This window comes from Paracoccus maritimus (genome assembly GCF_025195095.1).
Lineage (GTDB): Bacteria > Pseudomonadota > Alphaproteobacteria > Rhodobacterales > Rhodobacteraceae > Paracoccus > Paracoccus maritimus.
In genome coordinates this window covers 1-19557 of the sequence record NZ_JANAVZ010000014.1, presented here as the reverse complement: position 1 = coordinate 19557, position 19557 = coordinate 1, and the positions used below count along the sequence as shown (strand labels likewise).

The 19557-nt window shown below is 61.8% G+C and carries 12 protein-coding genes and 4 pseudogenes; 10 read left to right on the top strand and 6 right to left on the bottom strand.

Annotation, left to right across the window (positions count from 1 at the left end; all coding sequences use genetic code 11):
• The first annotated feature begins 877 nt into the window (after nt 1-877).
• On the top strand, nt 878-2359 hold the full coding sequence (locus MU516_RS17115) for an inorganic phosphate transporter (RefSeq protein ID WP_260278473.1): 1482 nt from the start codon (nt 878-880) through the stop codon (nt 2357-2359).
• Nucleotides 2360-2362: 3 nt separating this feature from the next.
• Here the strand turns inward: MU516_RS17115 and MU516_RS17110 are convergent, their stop codons facing one another.
• The 6 genes from MU516_RS17110 to MU516_RS17085 all read right to left on the bottom strand — a co-directional run bounded on the left by MU516_RS17110 (nt 2363) and on the right by MU516_RS17085 (nt 11182).
• The gene (locus tag MU516_RS17110) at nt 2363-2569 is read right to left on the bottom strand and encodes a hypothetical protein (protein WP_260278472.1); all 207 of its coding nucleotides are present in this window, start codon (nt 2567-2569) and stop codon (nt 2363-2365) included.
• 119 nt (nt 2570-2688) lie between these two features.
• On the bottom strand, nt 2689-3672 hold the full coding sequence (gene acuI, locus MU516_RS17105; protein ID WP_260278471.1) for an acrylyl-CoA reductase (NADPH): 984 nt from the start codon (nt 3670-3672) through the stop codon (nt 2689-2691).
• Nucleotides 3673-3749: 77 nt separating this feature from the next.
• Nucleotides 3750-6263: a CoA transferase gene (locus MU516_RS17100; protein WP_260278470.1), complete on the bottom strand. Its 2514-nt coding sequence runs from the start codon at nt 6261-6263 to the stop codon at nt 3750-3752.
• Nucleotides 6264-6348: 85 nt separating this feature from the next.
• The gene (locus tag MU516_RS17095; protein ID WP_260278469.1) at nt 6349-7920 is read right to left on the bottom strand and encodes a BCCT family transporter; all 1572 of its coding nucleotides are present in this window, start codon (nt 7918-7920) and stop codon (nt 6349-6351) included.
• Nucleotides 7921-8005: 85 nt separating this feature from the next.
• Nucleotides 8006-9667: a GMC family oxidoreductase gene (locus MU516_RS17090; protein ID WP_260278468.1), complete on the bottom strand. Its 1662-nt coding sequence runs from the start codon at nt 9665-9667 to the stop codon at nt 8006-8008.
• A gap of 15 nt (nt 9668-9682) precedes the next feature.
• Nucleotides 9683-11182, bottom strand: coding sequence for a CoA-acylating methylmalonate-semialdehyde dehydrogenase (locus MU516_RS17085; RefSeq protein WP_425606882.1), 1500 nt, complete (start codon nt 11180-11182; stop codon nt 9683-9685).
• 94 nt (nt 11183-11276) lie between these two features.
• Here MU516_RS17085 and MU516_RS17080 point away from each other — a divergent pair, with 94 nt between their 5' ends.
• From MU516_RS17080 to MU516_RS17050, 9 genes and pseudogenes are all read left to right on the top strand, one after another.
• Nucleotides 11277-12206, top strand: coding sequence for a LysR family transcriptional regulator (locus MU516_RS17080; protein WP_425606881.1), 930 nt, complete (start codon nt 11277-11279; stop codon nt 12204-12206).
• An 8-nt stretch (nt 12207-12214) separates the two neighbouring features.
• A pseudogene (locus MU516_RS19515) lies at nt 12215-12361 on the top strand (glycine/betaine ABC transporter permease); the annotation flags it as partial.
• Nucleotides 12358-13379: pseudogene (locus tag MU516_RS17075) on the top strand (ATP-binding cassette domain-containing protein); the annotation flags it as partial. The pseudogenes MU516_RS19515 and MU516_RS17075, both read left to right, overlap by 4 nt.
• 11 nt (nt 13380-13390) lie before the next feature.
• Nucleotides 13391-13695, top strand: a pseudogene (locus MU516_RS17070) (phosphate acyltransferase); the annotation flags it as partial.
• A gap of 144 nt (nt 13696-13839) precedes the next feature.
• Nucleotides 13840-15408 carry a tetratricopeptide repeat protein gene (locus MU516_RS17065; protein WP_260278467.1) on the top strand — a complete coding sequence of 523 codons (1569 nt, stop codon included), beginning with the start codon at nt 13840-13842 and terminating at the stop codon, nt 15406-15408.
• A 75-nt stretch (nt 15409-15483) separates the two neighbouring features.
• Nucleotides 15484-16080: pseudogene (locus tag MU516_RS19510) on the top strand (glycosyltransferase family 2 protein); the annotation flags it as partial.
• Nucleotides 16081-16191: 111 nt separating this feature from the next.
• Complete coding sequence (locus tag MU516_RS17060; RefSeq protein WP_260278466.1) at nt 16192-17634, top strand: hypothetical protein; 1443 nt, start codon at nt 16192-16194, stop codon at nt 17632-17634.
• Between the two features lie 41 nt (nt 17635-17675).
• Nucleotides 17676-18971 (top strand): hypothetical protein, encoded by a 1296-nt coding sequence (locus MU516_RS17055; RefSeq protein ID WP_260278465.1) that lies wholly within the window; start codon nt 17676-17678, stop codon nt 18969-18971.
• A gap of 319 nt (nt 18972-19290) precedes the next feature.
• Nucleotides 19291-19557: transposase (locus tag MU516_RS17050; RefSeq protein WP_260278501.1), on the top strand; the 267-nt coding region annotated here is incomplete at its 3' end.

Here is a 19557-nt window from a genome sequence, read left to right as displayed (position 1 = left end):
CGGGCACAGTGTTTGCTGCTATCATGTAACACTCTCTTCCTTATGCTCGCTGTGCCGCAAATGGGCCGACGTCTGTTCGAGACAATGAGGGGAGGCGAGATCGGCCAGCTAGCGAACGTGGTCTGTCCAAACGGTGTTCAGCCCCAGCAGATGGTTGAACGGATTTAGGACGAATCTGTCCGGCTCTGAGCCAGATCTTGCAGATGTATACATAAGGCATGCGGCCCCCCCCCGAGGGTCTTTAGCCGGCCCGCGAAATTGTACGCTGCCATGAAGTCTGCCATATTCCGCCGCCGCTGCCATGCCTGCGTTCTTCACCGCATGGTCGAGTTGATCGAAGCCAGCAGCGACTCCCTGGACGAAGTGATGTCCGGCCTCGGTTGGCCGACACGCAAATTATCCACGACCTGTGAAAATTCGAAACCCTGTTTTGCGAAATCCACATCTTTCGGGTCGCGAGGTCCTAACTGGAAGAGCATCGGGACACACAGCGAGGGCCTACCAGATGGAAGCGAGCCTCTTCTTGCAGGGTATGTCTTCGGTGGCACCGTCCCGAGAACGTGGGGTCAGGTTGGCCCGCGACGTCAGACGTCGCTGGCGCTGAAGCTGTGCCCCATAAGCATTGATGGGCCGCTCATCACCAGCACTTCGATAAGCATCAGTCAGGTTCTCGCCGAGAAAACGAGCGATCTGCAGCAGAGCAGGGCCGGACTTGCTCGGGAAGCGAATGCTGCCGCTACGCCACACAGAATGGCGATGACCCTCGATTCAATGCCGATTGACACGGCAGTTGCCTGAAAACCGGCCGATGCGCCCAGACGGTTGATCTGTCAAGCAAAGCCGCATAGTCAAACCGCGACCCAACGACGAGGACGGCATGGCCGACAAGGATTTCGAAGCCCGCCATCTTGAGACGCTGGACCGCGATCTGGGCCGCTTCTCGAATCTGGAACTCGCGACGGCCTACGTGGCGCGGCCGATGATCGGGCCTGGCATCGCCTTCGTCTTCATCGTTCTGGCCGGCATGGCGGCAGCGCTGTTCCTTGGACAGTCCAGCCAAGGTTTTATCGTCGTTCTGGCCGCCGCCTTTGGCGCCTATATGGCTCTGAACATCGGCGCCAATGATGTCGCAAACAACATGGGCCCCGCAGTGGGCGCCAATGCCCTGACCATGGGCGGCGCGATCGTCATCGCCGCGATCTTTGAAAGCGCCGGCGCGCTGATCGCAGGTGGCGATGTCGTCTCTACCATCGCCACGGGGATCATCGCCCCCGGCACGCTGGAAAGCAGCGAGGTCTTCGTCTGGGCGATGATGGCGTCGCTGCTGTCGTCGGCGCTGTGGGTGAACCTTGCGACCTGGATCGGGGCGCCGGTCTCGACGACCCATTCGGTCGTTGGGGGAGTCATGGGGGCCGGGATTGCCGCAGCCGGTTTCGCCGCGGTCAACTGGGTCAAGATCGGGACTATCGCGGCAAGCTGGGTCGTCTCTCCGCTGCTGGGCGGCATAATCGCGGCCGGTTTCCTGTGGTTCATCGAGGCACGGATCGTGCACCAACCCGACAAGATCGCGGCTGCCCGACGCTGGGTGCCGGGCTTGGTCGGACTTATGGCAGGCACATTTGCCGCCTATCTGTCGCTGAAGGGGCTGAAGCACCTGTTCGACATCTCGCTGGGGCATTCCGTGGTCATTGGCGCTGCGGTCGGACTCTCGATCTGGTTGCTCATGATTCCCGTCATTGCGGCACAGGCGCGCGGGCTGGAAAACCGCAACAAGTCCCTGAAGGTGCTGTTCGCGGTTCCGCTGGTTGCCTCGGCCGCCTTGCTAAGCTTCGCCCATGGTGCCAACGACGTTGCCAATGCGGTCGGTCCGCTTGCCGCCATCGTGCAGACGGTCGCGTCGGGCGATGTGAGCGATTCTGTCAGCATCCCAAGCTGGGTCATGCTGATCGGTGCCTTCGGCATCAGCTTCGGCCTGTTCTTGTTCGGTCCTAAGCTTATCCGAATGGTCGGATCGGAAATCACCAAGCTGAACCCGATGCGCGCCTATTGCGTTGCCCTGTCCGCGGCCATCACGGTCATCGTCGCCAGTTGGCTAGGACTGCCGGTCAGTTCCACCCACATTGCCGTCGGCGCTGTCTTCGGCGTCGGGTTCTTCCGCGAGTGGGATACCGAACGTCGGGCACGAAACGCGCGGCTGGCCGTGGACGCTCCGTTGGTCAATCTCGAAGAAAGACGCCGACGCAAACTTGTGCGCCGTGTCCATGTCATGACGATCGCCGCGGCATGGATTATTACCGTGCCCGCGGCGGCGATTCTGTCGGCGGTGGTCTTCTATGTCCTGCAGGTGATCAACGGCTGAAAATCACTGGGTGCCGCCACCATTCAGGACCAGAAAATCGGTAACCCCGCCACGCCGACAACTGGATCGGCTGCACTCCAGATCCATGCCGCCGTCCTCAACGGCAACACCACGCTCCGCATAGCCGCCGACGCCGCCTACGGTGACGTCGTTGTGAATGCATTCCACAGTCTGGGCAGGTGCCGTCTGGTGCCAGGTTGCCGGAAACAATCCATCCGCCTGAAACACTTCGCTGAACGCTTTGAACCGGAAACTCGCCCCCGGGCGAGCCCTCAGGCATCAACCGAAATCAACACCATCATCATATAGGGGACTGATTGAATCTCCATCTAGCCCGGAATCGGAACCACGATACGGCCTCGCACCTTTCCTGCAAGGAAATCCGGGGCGGTCTCAATCACTTGGTCCATGGGGATTTCGGTGATCATCGTCTCCAGCAGCTCGAGATCCAGCTCTTGGGAAAGCCGGCGCCAGGCAACTTCGCGATCGGCCTTGGGGCACATGACGCTATCGACGCCGAGCAGCCTGACCCCACGCAGAATAAAGGGTGCGACAGAAGACGGCAGGTCCATACCCGCGGCCAGCCCGCAGGCTGCCACGACACCACGATAGGTTATCATAGACAGGAGGTTCGCCAGGACGGCACCACCAGCAACATCCACCCCGCCGGCCCAGCGCTCCTTGCTAAGCGGTCGAAGCTTGCCTTGCAGCTCGGCACGGTCGACAATTGTGGCAGCGCCCAATCGTTTGAGATAGTCGGCTTCACCTGCTCTGCCGGTCACTGCGGCAACGCGATAGCCACGTGCGGCCAACAGCGCAGTGGCGACGCTGCCAACCCCGCCAGTCGCCCCCGTGACGACGATCTCGCCGCGGTCAGGGGTGAAACCCTGCTCCTCAAGTGCCATTACGCACAACATGGCGGTGTAACCGGCGGTGCCGATGGCCATTGACTGCCTCTCGGTAAGAGCCGTGGGGAGGCGAACCAGCCAATCACCGTTGACTTGCGCGCGGGCTGCAAGTCCGCCGTTGTGCTTTTCGCCAACGCCCCAGCCATTCAGGATGACCCGGTCTCCAGGAGTATAATCCGGGTGGCGGCTTTCCGCGACTATCCCGGCAAAGTCAATTCCCGGTACCAACGGGAAGCTGCGCACTACAGGCGCACTGCCAGTGATCGCCAGCGCGTCCTTGTAGTTCAGGGTGGACCAAGTGACATCCACGGTCACGTCGCCCGGCTGCAGGTCGCCGAATCCGATCTGGCGTCTTTCGACCTGTTGACCCGACGCCCCCTGGTCGATCACGATCGCATCGTACATGGGCATGTCCCTCCGTTTGAATGATGCAGAGCGCCCGCAGCGGCTGACCCGCCGCGGGCGCGGTCCATGGGGCCGCGTCAGCTGGGCAGGTATTCCCGACTCCAGCTTTCGCTGACCTGACCGCCCTGGATCATGCGGTCGATCTCTGCTTCGGCATAGCCCAGATCCTGCAGGATGGATCGGGTCGAGGCGCCGAATTTCTCGGCGGGTTCCAGCGCGTAGATCTGGGCATCCACTGGGCGGATCGCGAAGGGGTCCAGCTGGGTGATGACATGGCCACTGGGATGGTCCTCATAGACCGAGAACGCATAGCTGCCATTGTCGATGCCGGGTTTGCCATCGGCCGGGCGACTGTCATAGGAACGGATCGATTCGATGTTCTCGCAGACCGTGGCGCCGATATCGGCGGCCACCAGACGCTCGGTCCAGTCCTCGGCGCGCGCGCTCATGAAGGCGGTCGCCAGGAAGGCCGCGCGCTCGTCCGGTGGAACATCGACGATGCCTTCCAGCCCCTCGACCGCGTTCAGCTTGGTCAGGTCCGCCTCGGTGGCGCACAGCAGGATGAACCGGTCCGAGGCGGTGTAATAGAACCGTTCCAGCGGGCCGAACCCGTTGGCTTCGCGGCCCGAGGGTTCGTCAAACAGCGGGCGGCGTTCGTAGTCGTAGCAAAACGGGATCTGGGCAAGGCCCGACAGTGCCGACAGCGAGGTGCGCGGCCGCCCGATGCGCCCGAACTTGAGCTTCTGGTAAAGCGCCGCGGCTATGCCAAGCGCCGCGCCAAAACCGCACATCACGTCGATCGTTCCGACATGCGCGTGCTCTTCGGGTGTGTCCATGCCGCCGCCGAAGCGCAGCATAATGCCCGTCGTGGCCTGCACCAGATCGTCATAGCCCAGATAGTTCGTGCGTGGCCCGTTGCGCACGCCGCTGAAGCAGTCCAGCTGGCAGAAGATCGCGTCGGGATTCAGCTTTTTGAGGCTCTCGGCGTCCAGGCCTATCGCCTCGACCTGCCGATCCGGCGCGTTCCACACGATGATATCGACCGAAGCCACCAGCTTTTCAAAGACCTCGCGGCCCTCGCTGGACGAGATGTCGGCCAGAATCGAGCGTTTCCCGCGGCCATGCGACAGGCTGAAGATTACCGTGTTCCAGCAGTCGTAATTCGGCTTGGCCGGGTCGATCTTGATGACCTCGGCACCGAAGCGCGACAGGTACGAGGCCGAATGCGGCCCGGCGATCACGTTGCACATGTCCAGGATGCGCACCCCGTCCAGCCATCCGGCCTTGCCGCGGCTGGCGGTGGGGCGGGGCAGCTTGGTGGGCATCCGGCGCAGGGCGCGCAGCGCATCCTCGACGCCGACCCAACGGCGGGGGGTAGGCGCCAGCATCTCTTCGCCGCTTTCGGTCAGCCAGACCATCGGGCCGGGCTGGGTCATGACGCCGTATTCGGCATCGTTGACCTCGATCATCAGCCCCGAGGTCTCGGCGTGGTCGTCGTTGATCCATTCCTGCAGCCAGCGCTGCGGCGCGCCGGGGAACTTGCCGCGCCCAAAGATCTTTTCCCATTCCTTGGCGGTGCGGGTCAGAAAGACCTCTTTCATGCGCGCGGCGATCCTGTCGGCCCACAGCTTGGGCATCGGATAGACCCCCAGTGAAACGTCCGAGCGCCATTCGGACACCGGCAGATAGGTGTCCTCTTCCTCGCTCAGCCCCTCGGCGACCAGATCGTCATAGATGCCCAGCACCTTGAGGCAGCGCTTGGCATGATGCTTGTGGCTGGGGCAGACGACATAGAACATGCGCCCGTCCTTGCACTTGTAGGACCGATAGAACGGGTCGAGGAACTCTTGCAGCTCCTCATAGGTGACGTTCATCGGCAGGCCTTCGGTGCGCCGCCGCTCGATCTCGGATTCGCGTTGGGTCTTGTAGCGCTCGGGATAGCCCTGGATGTGGATCGAGTTGTAGGACAGTCCCTCCATCACCGCCGAGGCCAGCGGCACTTCGATCTCGTCTCCGGTTCCGGTGCTCTCTCGCGCCTGAAGCGCCAGCACGACGGCGGACGCGGCCAGCATGGTGCCATAGGCCGAGGACAGCGGCAGCGGCGAAAAGGACGGGTTCACCCCCATCAGCACACGGTTCAGACCCATGTCGGTGAAGACGCCGGAACTGGCGGCGATGATGCTTTCAAAGGCCCGCCAGTCGCGCCGCAGCGTGTCGTTCGAGGCAACGCCCGGAATCGACAGCGTGACCAGCTCGGGGCGGTCCCTGCGGATCTGGGACCAGTCCAGGCCAAGCCGCTTCATCACGCCGGGGCGGAAGCCGTCGATGACAACATCGGCCTCGGACACCAGATCCATGGCCTGGGCCAGACCTTCGGGTGTCTTCAGGTTGATCGTCACGATCATCTTGTTGCGGTTCAGCGTGGCATTGGCAGGGCTGACCCACATCGGGCCGCCGGGCGGGTCCACATGGACCACCGTCGCGCCCAGATCGCCCAGGATCATCCCCACGGCGGGACCGGCGATATACTGTCCGAAATCGATGACCTTGAGGCCCTTGAGGGGAAGAAGGGAAGGCTGGTTGGTCGACATGGGTGCCTCGGGAAGTAAAAGCGTTGGATGTCTGTCTTGGCGGGATGGGCGCACCGGCGGCGTGGGGCCGCCGGGGCGCGGCTTGTCAGTCGGCGCGTGCGCCGGGCCGCTTCGCGACCAGGTGGCGCAGGTTTTCATCGGCGCCGAAATCCTGCCGCAGCCAGCGTAGCAACGAGATGCACATGATGACCAGCACTGGGATCAGCGGCAGCGCCACGACGATGGTCGAGGTCTGCACCGGTTTCAGCCCGCCCAGCTGGATCAGCACGATCCCGACCGCGGCAAGGATCAGCGCCCAGGCCATGCGCAGGCTGCGCTTGGGTTCCTGATAGCCCGAAAGCTTGCGCGAGGTGACCGAGGCCAGCACATAGGCCGCCGAGTCAAGCGTCGTCGCCAGGAAGATGAAGCACAGCGCGATGAACACCAGAGTCACCAGCCCAGACAGCGGCATCGTGCCCAGGATCGCCTGAACCGTAGCGGGAATGCCCTCGGCCGAAAGGATCGCAGCGACATCCAGCGTGCCCGAGACCTGCAGGTTCAGCGCATAGCCGCCCCAGATCGCGAAGAACACCCAGCAGCCAAGCGAACCCCAGATCAGTTCGGCCACTATCAGTTCACGGATGGTGCGCCCCCGAGAGATGCGCGCCACGAACAGGCCCATCATCGGCGCATAGGCAATCCACCAAGCCCAATAGAACACGGTCCAGTCGCGCCAGAAGGACGAGCCGCCGACCGGATCGGTCCAGGTGCTCATATGGATGAAGCTGGATGTCATCTGCCCGAGGCTGTTCACCCAGCCGTTCACGATGAAGATCTTGGGGCCGATGATGAAGGTGAAGGCCAGCAGCAGGATGGCAAGAACCACGTTCGTGTCCGACAGGATCTTGATGCCCTTGGACAGGCCGAACCAGACCGAGCCGCCGAAGATCGCCGTCCAGATCGCCAGGATGGTCAGATCGAGGCCAAGCGAGGGCTCGATGCCGAACTGCCCGCCGACAAGCCGCGAGACCAGCGGCACGGCCAGGCCGAGCGAGGTGCCGACGCCGCCCACCACGCCGAAGACGACGACCGAATCCAGCAAGACACCGACCCAGCTGTCGACATGCCGGCCCAGCACGCCGCCTGCGGCGACGGACAGGCGCACTCCGGGATTGCGGCGCACGAACATCGAATAGGCGATGGGGATCGAGGGCAGGCAATAGATGGCCCAGGGCGTCAGACCCCAGTGGAACTGGCCATAGGTCAGCGCCCATTCGGCGGCCGCGGGCGACATCGGCTCGACGCCGAACGGGGGGCCCTGCAGGTAATAGATCGGCTCGACCCAGGCCCAGTTGACGATGGCGATGCCGATGCCGCCGCAGAAGATCATCGCCACCCAGCTGAAATAGCTGAACTCGGGCGCATCATCGGGGCCGCCCAGGCGGACATTGCCGAAGCGGCTGCAGGCCAGGCCAATCAGAAAGACAACCGCGCCCAGACCGGCGGCCAGGTACAGCCAGCCAAACTGGCCCGTCGCAAAGGCAAAGGCCGCATTGACGGCTGCCGGTCCCGATTCGGGGAACAGAAACAGCGGCACGATCACCGAGGCGATCACGATGAGTGATGGAAAGAACACACGGCGATCCAGCCGGTCGCCTCCCGGTACGTTTTGATCCATAATCCCCCTCCCAGGGTTCCCGCCCTCCCGGCGCGGTTTTGACTGTCTGCTTCGGCCAGAGACCCGGCCGGGTTCTTGGCAAGCCCTACGATCCGGCCAGGATCCAGCGCGCGGCCTTTTCCGCGATCATCAGCGTCGGCGCATTGGTGTTTCCGCTGACGATCTCGGGCATGACGCTGGCATCGACGACGCGCAGACCCTTGATCCCATGCACCCGCAGATGCGTATCGACGACCGCGCCCGGATCTTCGGCCCGCCCCATCCGGGCGGTGCCCGTCGGGTGAAAGATCGTGTTGGCGATGTCACCTGCCAGCCGGGCCAGATCCTCGTCAGTCTGGAACTGGACGCCCGGTTTCCACTCGGTCGGCTTGAACCGGGCCATGGCGGGCTTGGCCATGATCTCTCGGACCTGCTTGAGGCTTTGCGCGGCGATCAGCCGGTCCTCGTCGGTGGCCAGATAGTTCGGCGCGATCTTGGGCGCGTCCTCCACGCGGTTCGACTTGATGCGCACATGCCCGCGCGAGGTCGGGTTCAGGTTGCACACGCTGGCCGTCATGGCCGGGAACGGGTGCAGATCCTCGCCAAAGGCATCCAGGCTCAGCGGCTGAACATGGTATTCCAGATTCGCATGGGGCCGCGACGGGTCCGAGCGGGTGAAGGCGCCCAACTGGCTGGGGGCCATGCTCATCGGGCCGGATCGTTTCAGGACATATTCCAGACCGATCTTGGCCTTGCCCACAAGCGAGTTCGCCATCGTGTTCATGCTTTTGGCGTTCTCGACCTTGTAGATCGCGCGGATCTGCAGGTGATCCTGCAGGTTCTCGCCGACTCCCGGCATGTCCTTCAAGACCTCGATCCCGTGCGACTTCAGCAATGGCGCGGGGCCGATACCCGACAGCTGCAGGATATGGGGCGATCCGATCGCTCCCGCCGACAGGATCACCTCGCGGCTGGCCCGCACGGTGACGGCATCGCCGCCGCGCCGCACGACCGCGCCGACACAGCGCTTTGTGCCGTCCTCGGCGGTCTCGACCACCAGACGCTCGACATGGCTTTCGGTCCAGACCGTCAGGTTCTTGCGGTCCCTGGCGGGCCGCAGGAAGGCCTTCGAGCTGTTCCAGCGCCAGCCGGATTTCTGCGTGACCTCGAAATATCCGACACCGGCATTGTCACCGCTGTTGAAATCGTCGGTGCTTTCAATTCCGGCCTCGTTGGCGGCCTTGGCGAAGGCTTCCAGCAGATCCCAACGCAGCCGCTGCTTTTCGATCCGCAGCTCGCCATCGCCGCCATGCAGATCCGAGAAGCGGCTATTGTCGCCTATCTTCGGATCGGCGCCCCCATCCAGCTTGTAATGATGTTCGTGCGCCTTGAAGTCCGGCAGGGATTTGTCCCAGGACCAGTCTTCATCCCCGGTCAGCGCGGCCCAGTTGTCATAGTCGCGGGCCTGACCGCGCATGTAGATCATGCCGTTGATCGAGGAACAGCCGCCAAGGGTCTTTCCGCGCGGATAGCGTAGCGATCGGCCGTTCAGGCCAGCTGTGGGCTCGGTCTGAAACATCCAGTCCGTGCGCGGGTTGCCGATGCAGTAAAGATAACCCACCGGGACATGGATCCAGAGGTAGTTATCCTTCTTTCCGGCCTCCAGCAGCAGCACCGATTTCGTCGGATCGGCGCTGAGGCGGTTTGCAAGCAAGCAGCCGGCGGTACCGGCGCCCACGATGATATAGTCGAACGGATCTCTGGGCATCGCTCCTGCTTCCGCTCAGCGAGAGACGGGCATGGCGAACTCGGCACCTTTCGAGATGCTTTCCGGCCAGCGCTGCATGATGGACTTCTGTTTCGTGTAGAAGCGCACTCCCTCTTCGCCATAGGTGTGGGTGTCGCCGAACAGGCTTTTCTTCCAGCCGCCAAAGCCGTGCCAGGCCATCGGGACCGGGATCGGAACGTTCACGCCAACCATCCCGGCCTGGATCTTGCGCCCGAACTCGCGCGCCACATTGCCATCGCGGGTGAACAGGCTCACCCCGTTGCCGTATTCGTGCGCGTTGATCAACGCCAGACCTTCGGCGAAATCGGCAACCCGGACGCATGACAGAACCGGCCCGAAGATTTCCTCGCGGTAGATGGTCATCTCTGGAGAGACGTTGTCGAACAGCGTGCCGCCCATCCAGAAGCCGTTCTCGTGCCCCTCGACGCTGTGGCCCCGCCCGTCAACGACCAGCGTCGCGCCTTCAGTCACACCCTGCTCGATATAGCCGGCGATCCGGTCGCGCGCGGCGGCGGTCACGATCGGGCCCATCTCGGCATCCATCTCGACACCGTTTTTGATCTTCAATTCCCGAGCGCGCTCGGCAAGCATCGGGACGAGACGGTCGCCCACATCGCCGACCAGCGTTGCGACAGAAATCGCCATGCAACGCTCGCCCGCCGAACCGTAGGCGGCGCCCATCAGCGCATCCACCGCCTTTTCGAGGTCGGCGTCGGGCATGACCAGCATGTGGTTCTTTGCCCCACCGAGCGCCTGAACACGCTTACCGTGGCGTGCGCCAGTCTCGTAAATGTAATTCGCGATCGGCGTCGAGCCGACGAAGGAGACAGCACACACATCAGGATGTTCCAACAGTGCATCCACTGCGGACTTGTCGCCTTGTACGACATTGAAGACACCGTCCGGAAAGCCGGCTTCTTTCATAAGTTCCGCATACATCAGAGACGGCGTTGGATCGGTTGGCGAGGGCTTCAGCACGAAAGTGTTGCCGGCCGCGATGGCAACCGGGAACATCCACATCGGCACCATTACCGGGAAGTTGAACGGGGTGATGCCGGCGCACACGCCCAGCGGCTGGCGCAGCGTCCAGTTGTCGATCCCGGTTGAGACCTGATCGGTGAACTGCCCCTTGAGAAGCTGGGGTATACCACAGGCGAACTCTACGATGTCGATGCCGCGCTCAACTTCGCCTCGCGCGTCAGTGAAGACCTTCCCGTGCTCGGCTGTAATGGCGTGTGCCAGCTCGTCCTTGTGCTGATTGAGCAGATTCAGGAAGCGGTTCATCAGCCGGGCGCGCCGGATCGGCGGCATGTCCGCCCATGCCGGAAACGCCGCCTGCGCGGCCGCCACGGCGCGGCCGACCTCGGCTTCATCTGCCAATGCGACGCGTCCGGTGACAGCGCCGGTCGCAGGGTTGTAGACGTCCTGTGCCCGGCCCGACTGCCCGGCGACGCGCTGTCCGGCGATGTAGTGCCCAATGTCGGTAATGGTCATTTTCGTCCTCCCGATACGATCTTGGGTGAGATACCGGGAGTGCTGCACTTATTTCCAATGACTAATCAAACGAGGCATTATAAATTGAGTTAATATGGAGTACCCTATCGATCTTCGGACACTTCAGTCCTTCGTCACGGTCGCACGTGAGGGTAATGTCTCTCGCGCAGCGGACGTTGTTGGCTTGACCCAGCCCGCGATCAGCCTGCAACTGAAACGCCTGTCAGAAGCGACGGGACTGACTTTGTTCACCCGAACTGCGAAGGGGGTCGATCTCACCAAAGATGGCGCCGCGCTTCTTGTGAAGGCCGAACACGTCCTCGGGGCGCTGGATGATCTCCGCCTGACCGCGCGCCGGATGAATGGTACGGTTCGAGGCACTCTGCGCCTCGGCACCGTGATCGACCCGGATTTCATCCGCTTGGGGCAGTTCTTGCGCGCCATAATCGCTGCGGCACCTGACCTGCGGACCCACCTGACACATGGTATGAGCGGCGACGTTCCAGTGCGCCTTTTGCGGGATGAAATCGATGCCGGTTATTTCCTTGGGGATCCCGCTGATGGGCCATGGACGTCCGGACACGAGGCCGAGCGCAACAGTTCCCCATTCCACCACTCAGTTCTAACCCGATTCAATTATCGTGTTGTAGCGCCTGCAGGTTGGAAGAACCGGACGGCACAGCTTGACTGGAAGGAGTTGGCGGGTCTGCCCTGGATCGGCACACCAAAGGCATCTGTGCATCGGCGCCTGCTGGATCGACACTTCGCTACGCTTGGCATCAAGCAGAACGAGGTCGCGGTGGTAGATCAAGAGGCGTCAATGCTTGCAATGGTGCGTTCCGGCGTAGGCTTGTGCCTATGCCGGGAATCCGTGGCCTTGAATGAGCAGCAGGTTCACGGTTTGGTTGTGGTGGATCACGCCGCAGTTGAGACAACGCTTGGCTTTCTTTCGCTTGCAAATCGCCGGAGAGAACCAAGCATCGAATTGGCTTTGGAACTCGTCGCACAGATCTGGAGCCTTTGAAAGGTCGGCTGGGCGTTCTGGTCCTGCGCGACATCCGCAGTCTGGAACTGGGCGTCGGGCTGCTGTCCGGGCCTGGTATCGTGCTGCTTGCGATCATCCTCGACCGGGTCACGAAGGCTGCGCTTGCGCGGATCAACGTGGAGCAGAAATCATGAGCGACGATATCAAGATCTCGGTGCGCAACCTGTACAAGATCTTCGGGAAGGACCCGAGGACCGCGCTGAAAAAGATGCGCGACGGCATGGGCAAGGCCGAACTGCAGCGCGAGACCGGCCATGTGATCGGGCTGAACGACATCAATATCGACATGCCGACGGGCAAGACCACCGTCATCATGGGACTGTCGGGGTCAGGGAAATCCACCCTGATCCGGCATCTCAACCGGCTGATCGAGCCTACGGGCGGCGAGGCGATCGTGAACGGCGACAACATTCTCAACTACAGCGAGCGCCGCCTGCGGCGGCTTCGGCAGAACGACATGTCGATTGTGTTCCAGAAATTTGCCCTACTGCCCCACCGTACGGTCATGCAGAACAGCGGCATGTCTTGGACGATCGCGGGGAAAAGCCAGCGGCAATACGCCGACGAGGCGTTGAAGGCTGAATCGCGTCGGTCTGGAGGGTCAGGGGGCGCAGTATCCCGCACAGCTTTCAGGCGGCATGCAGCAGCGGGTCGGGATCGCCCGGGCCGTGACCTCGAATTCCGACATTATGCTGATGGACGAGGCACTCTCGGCCCTCGATCCGTACGGATATGCAGGGCCTGCTGATCGAGTTGCAGGCCGAACTGTCCAAGACAGTTGTGTTCATCACTCACGACTTGGACGAGGCCCTGAAGCTGGCCGACCACCTGGTGATCCTGAAGGAGGGCTTCGTGGTACAGCAGGGCGAGCCGCAGAACATCTTTCTCTACCCGAACGATCCCTATTTCGAGGCCTTCGTCAGTGACATCAACCGGGCACGGGTGCTGCGGGTTCGTTTCATCATGGAAAAGACGACCCATATGCCGGATGAGATCACCGGCGAAGCCGATTTCAACGACACGCTGGAATCGGTGATCGCGCTGTCACAGGGCGCTACCACGAACCACCACCGGGTGATGCAGGACGGTCAGCAGGTCGGCGTCCTGAGAATGCGCGATCTTGTCCGGGCCCTAGTCCCACGCAAGGCCGACAAGGAGGTTGCAGAACGCCCCAACCCGATCTGGAAGTCGATGGCAAGATCCAGTTCGACGCCGCGCTGGACGACGCCATCCGGGGGGAAAGGGCCCCGGCAGCGGGCTGACCGGGCGCCCCAATGTCTTCATCTTTCCCAACCTGGCCTCGGGCAATATCGGCTGCAAGATCACCCAACGCCTCGCCGGCCTCACCGCCATCGGCCCCATCTTGCAGGGCCTCGCAAAACCTGCAAACGACCTGTTGCGCGGATGCACAACAAAAGACATCATCAACGCAGCAGTCATAACCGCTATACAGACAACAAAAGAATAAACCGAAAACAATTACGACCAAAAACGGCAAACACATAATCGTGCCGAAAGACCTTGCACGCCGTCGAAGCCTTGGCCTAACTGTTGGACGATACGCTGTCGGGCATGTCTCGGGCAATTCACGATGGGCAACCATGAGGGTTGAATGCAAGATCCGCTGTCACGTCTGGCCATTCTTTACGGAACCGACAAATTTGGTTTTCACGACTATACGCCCGCCTACCACAAGCTTTTGAACGAATGGAAAGATCGCCCCCTGCGAATGCTCGAGATCGGGGTGGGCGGCTATGGCGATGAGGATCGTGGAGGCGAATCCCTTGAAGTCTGGCGCGACTATTTCCCGAACGGCGAGATCACCGGGATAGACATCCAGCGAAAGTCGATGGATCTGGGACCGCGCGTCAGGATCCTGCAGGGCAGTCAGGTCGACCCAGATTTTCTGACCGGCACCGTCGCGGATCACGGCCCCTACGACATCATTCTCGATGATGGCAGTCACCGCAACGAACATGTCGTCGAAAGCTTCGGCTTGCTGTTCCCCACGCTTGAGCCCGGCGGGTTCTATATCATCGAGGACGTCCAGACCGCGTTCTTTCCGCGCTTTGGCGGCTCGCTTGAGCTGGAAGATCCGAACAGCGTCGGGATGGTGGGAAAGCTGTTTCTGGCGATGCCGGAGAGCGGCATTTCGGCGGGCGTGGCCGCGATCGAACGATTTCACAACATCCTTGCGCTTCGAAAGCATGATCCGGCGGGTCCGGCCCTCGGCGTGGCCGACCATCGTGCGATGGCCTTGGGAACGGGTCGCATTGCCGCCCAAACACTGCCGGGACATCAGGCGAACGACCCCGACATCCTGTCAGGGGCGATCTTGCAGGCGGGAACGGGCGGCATCGTGGTCATCGAAGGCTGGCCCGAGGATCGCAGCCTGATCCATGACGTGTTCGTGCAGATGGACCACCGCGAGATCGCCATCCATTTCCCGGATGCTCCGATCCGCGACATCGCGAAGAAGGTGCTGTCTCTTGCGGCATATCCGGACGGGTTGGTGCTGGAGATCGGCGACAACGATTATCCGTCGAACTTCGCCTTCGACCAGTCCCACCCTCAGGTGGTGGAGGCGACTCGATTGATGGCCGACATCTTGCGCGCACCCGAGGCGCGTCCGAACGGTCTGCTGCAATACGCGCAGATGCTGCAGCGGCAACATGGGCACGAGGCGACCTTCGACATCCTTGACCGTCTGGCAGGCATGGGATGCACCGAGCGGCGCTATTTCCAGATGGCGCTGGCCCGCGCCAAGCGGCAACGGAACTGGGACGATCTTGTCGCGCTGTCAGAACAGGCTTTGCAGCACTTTCCCGACAATCCCGAGTTTCTGGCGGATCTGGCCGACGGCCTCAATCGCCTTGGCAGGTCTGATGAGGCGCTTATGATGCTGCGCCAGGCCTACAAGGCCAATCCAAGGGGCCGCGCGCTCGTGCTGGGACTGGCCAGGCTGGAGCAGTTGGCGGGCGACTACGACACCGCCATCCGTCTTTTCGAACGTTCGATCAACATGTTTCCAAGACAGGCAAGGCCCGCGCGACTGCGTCAGCTTGCAAGGCTGTGCATCCGGCTTGACAGACCTGTTGAGGCAGCCCGCGCCTGCACGCGATGGCTGGAGGTCGAACCCGACAGTGCCGAGGCGGCCGAGATCATGGCGGAAATTGATTGAGAAGACCGCAGCCGCCGTTCATCCGGGCGTCGGCTGGACGGATTCTGCCTTGATCAATATGATCCTGCGACGGTGATGACGGACGAAAGGAAGAATGTGACAGGCGACGAGAACACAGCGCAGATCAGACGCAGCGGCGACAGAATCCGGACCATCGTCTGCACGGTGAAGAACGAGGCGCCGTTCTTTCTGGAATGGCTCGCATATCATCGCTTGGTCGGCTTCAATCGCTTCGTCATCTTCTCGAACGACTGCACAGACGGAACACATGAAATCCTGCAAGCGCTGGACGCGGCTGGATTGATCAATCACTTTGACAACACCGAAGTACCGGAGGATCTGCCCCCAGATCCTCAGATGCGAGCTTATACCCGCGCAAACGCTATGGACTTGGTGCGGGAGTCCGACTGGATACTAGTTATCGATGGGGACGAGTTTCTTGAAATCCACACTGGCGAGGCTACGCTTGAATCTCTGTTCGCGGCGCTGCCTGACAGAACCGATGCCATAGGCGTGCAATGGAGAGTGTTCGGTTCTGGTGGGATCGTGGATTTTGACGACACGCTACAGATCGACGCGTTCCGATTTGCGGCGCCGAAGGACTTTGCCTGCAGTCCCAATCATCTGGCGATAAAGACGCTGTTTCGCCCCGATCTTGTGCAGCGCTTCGGCATTCATCGGCCCGTTTACAAAGGCACGTCAGGAAACGATCGAAACCCTGTCCTTTTTGTTAACGGTGGGGGAACGGACGTCACCAAGGATTTCTTGCGTGGCCGTTGGTGCATGCCGCCGCAGTTAGTCAGCTATGACCTCGCTCAGGTCAATCATTACATGATCCGTTCGCACGAGGTCTTTCTGATGAAGCGGTGGCGCGGCACCGCCAACAGTTCGAACGCCGAACGGATCAATCTGGACTACTTCGACAAATACAACAGCAATTTCGAACGCGACGACGGCATGGCGCCCTGGGTCCAGCCGGTTCAGGCCGAGATCGCGCGACTGGAAGCGCAGGTTTCCGGCCTGTCGCAGATGGTTCGGACCGCGCGCAAGGTGTATTCAGACCAGATCGCGCAGTTGACGCAGCGTTTGCGGACGGAAGCGCCCGAAGACTACAGGCGCCTGTTCGACCCGCAAATCGTCCAGGCCGAGATCCAGGCTCAGCAGGATCGTTTGGCGGCCTTGCGCAAGAAGCCGGGACAGACCGGCCAACTGCGCATGATGCCGCCCGAACGAAAGGCGCCGGCACCCCCACCTCCTCGGATGGCAGAGCGCGCCAAGAACGCCGACGAAGAGGCCTTGACGGATGGCCCCGAAGATCAGGCGATCTCGGTGCAGGCTGCGCCAAGCTGGCTCGTCGACCTGCGTGCCGGCCCGTCGCATCGGGGGTTCTTTCAATCCTTCGATCAGACGGGGCTGCATTTCGTTGATCGCGGGTCGCGCGATCTGGTGATCAGTTTCGACAACCTGTCTGCAGCGAATATCGATCAGGTTGATCGCGAAAGCTGGGGCTACGGGTTCATCCGCAAGAACGGCTGGTCACATCTGGGCGTATTCGCCTATGCGCCGAACTGGTTCCGCGAGCGTGCGATGCTGGAGCATCTGCAGCGGCTTGCGAAGGACGGGTTCTTCCGTGATTTCGACAGGGTGACGATGATCGGCACGTCGATGGGGGCCTATGCGGCGACGGCACTTGCCCCGCTTGCCCCTGGATGCACGGTCGTCGCGTTCTCGCCGCAATCGACGCTGAAGAAGAAGCTGGTGCCGTGGGAAAAGCGTTTTGCCGCTGGCCGCAAGGCAGACTGGACTGGCCCGTTTCACGACGGAGCCGAAGGCGCGAAGGCGGCAGGAAAGGTCTGGCTGATCTACGATCCCGCGATGGAGGCGGATCTGCAGCACGCAAACCGGTTCGAGGGCGAGAATATCCGTCACCTGCGCGCCCGATATGCCGATCACAAGACCGCACTGTTCCTGCGCCGGGCCGACATGCTGAGTACCGTTGTGCGCGAGGCGGTTGAGGATAAACTGACTGAAGCCGGATTTTACCGTCATTATCGGCAGGGCAGGAATATCCCGTGGTACCTGAACGGGGTCGCCCTGCGCATCGCCGGCTCGCGTCACCCCGAGCGGCTGCGCAGATTCGAGGCCTATCTGAAGACCGCGAACAGGCCGCAGATCGCCCGCAGCCTGCATCTTCGTTTTCCCGAGATCATGTCGAGCGCGTCCTGACAGGCCGCGCGGAGCCAATCAGAGAGCCCTGCGCAGACATCATGCAGCCGTCACACCGCGTGCCCGATCGGTCACTTCTGCTTCTTACCTACGGACAGTCGAATGCCGATGGCTTCATCGCCGGTCCTCGGCCCGATGCGGCCTTGCTGGCCGACAGGCGCGTTCTGACCACCACGCGGGGCACCGGCCTGCGAGGCCCTGCCTATCTGCCCGATGGAAGTGTCAAAGATGCCGTCGGAATGTTTCACCGGGACGGGAAACGGCTTTCGGCGGCCGATCTGGGAACCTTCCACCCGCTGGCCGAACACGATCATCGCAACTGCTCGCTTCTACATGTTGCCGGAAGCATCTTGCTGGATCGGTTGAGCTATGATCGGGTCTATGCCCGTGTATTTGCGCGCGGTGGGGCCAGGCTGGTCGGGAAGCCGGCTCCCAACGGTGTGGTGACAGGGATCTACAGGCTGGCGGACGGAAGTCTGTCGCCAATTCTCGAGGATCTCTGCGCCAGCGCGCAGGAAATGGCATCTCATGCCCGCGCAGACGGATACATCGCCGAAGACGCCTATATCCTTTTCATCCATGGCGAGGCTGACCGGACGACCCCGAGACAGGATTACCTGGCCGCGTTCTTCGAGGCCAAGTCTTATGTCGATGACCGCCTTGCCGCTTGCGGATTGCGGCCGAAATGGTTGCTCACGCAGTCAGCAGGGACCGGGGCCGAAGCCAATGGGAATGATTGGCTCTCCAGGCAGGCCTGTCTGGATATCGCCGGTGCAGCAGCCGACAATCTTGAATTTCTGGGGCCATTGTATCCCTATCCCCTGATAGATTCGGTCCATCACGATGCTGCGGCAAAGATGTTGATCGGCGAACTTGCCGCACATGCGATCGAATCGCTGGAAAGCGGGCTTGGATGGAATCCGCCGATGCCGATGCGGTGGTGGTGCGCGACGGAATCGGAAGTCATGATCGAGGTCGGCTGCGACGATCCGCTTGCCATTCATCCCCATGCTGACAAATTCGAGAATCTCGGGTTCTCGCTGCACTCTCGCGAGAAGAACCGGATACTCGGCGTGGAGTTGGCGGGAGACAGGGTCATCAAGGTCGCGCTGGAAGGTCCGATCAAGGGACCGTTGCGGCTGGACTATGCCTTTCGGAGGCGCGAGGCTGGCATGCGCGACATCTCGAGCGGATTTCCATTCGGGGGCGGTTCGATACGCACCACCTGGGCGGCAGACTCGGTGCTTTTGCCGGGTCAGAGGATGTTCATGTGGTTGCCGGGGTTCAGGATCGAAATCGCGAATGGCCAAACCAGCGGAACCATCGTCGAGCCGTGAACGGCTTCGCGGCCTGAACAAGTGTCTGGCCCGTCAGTCGGATCTTGTCAGGCGCTGTTCCCCAACCTGCGCCAGACATGCAGGGCGGACGGCTTTTCGCCTGTCCCGACTGGTCAGAACTAGCGAACGGCGGGCAGAAAGCGGCGCGCGGCATTGCCCCAGCAGATATCGCGAACAAGTCGGTTCTGGGCGGGAAGCGGTGTGCCCATCACACTTGACCACCAAGACGAGGGTTCGTTCTAAAGACCGTCCTTCAGACCCAAGGGGCCTTGTTTCACAAATCGTTCGACGGATTCCCTACATGAATCCAGCATGATAGCTGGGAGGCACGAGCAGTTGGGCCCCAACGAGGTATAGGACCACGAACTGGTCGGCTTACAATGAGGCGCTGAGGCGGCGCGGGTCGCTGACGGTGTGGTTTGATCCTGACATGGTGTGGAGACCACCTCCGACCGGAAAGCGTGGGCGGCAGCCGAGCTTCAGCGATGCGGCGATTCAGACGTGCCTGACGATGAAGGTGCTGTTCGGCATGCCATTGCGACAGACGACTGGATTCGTCGAAAGTCTCCTTCGGCTGGCGGGGCTG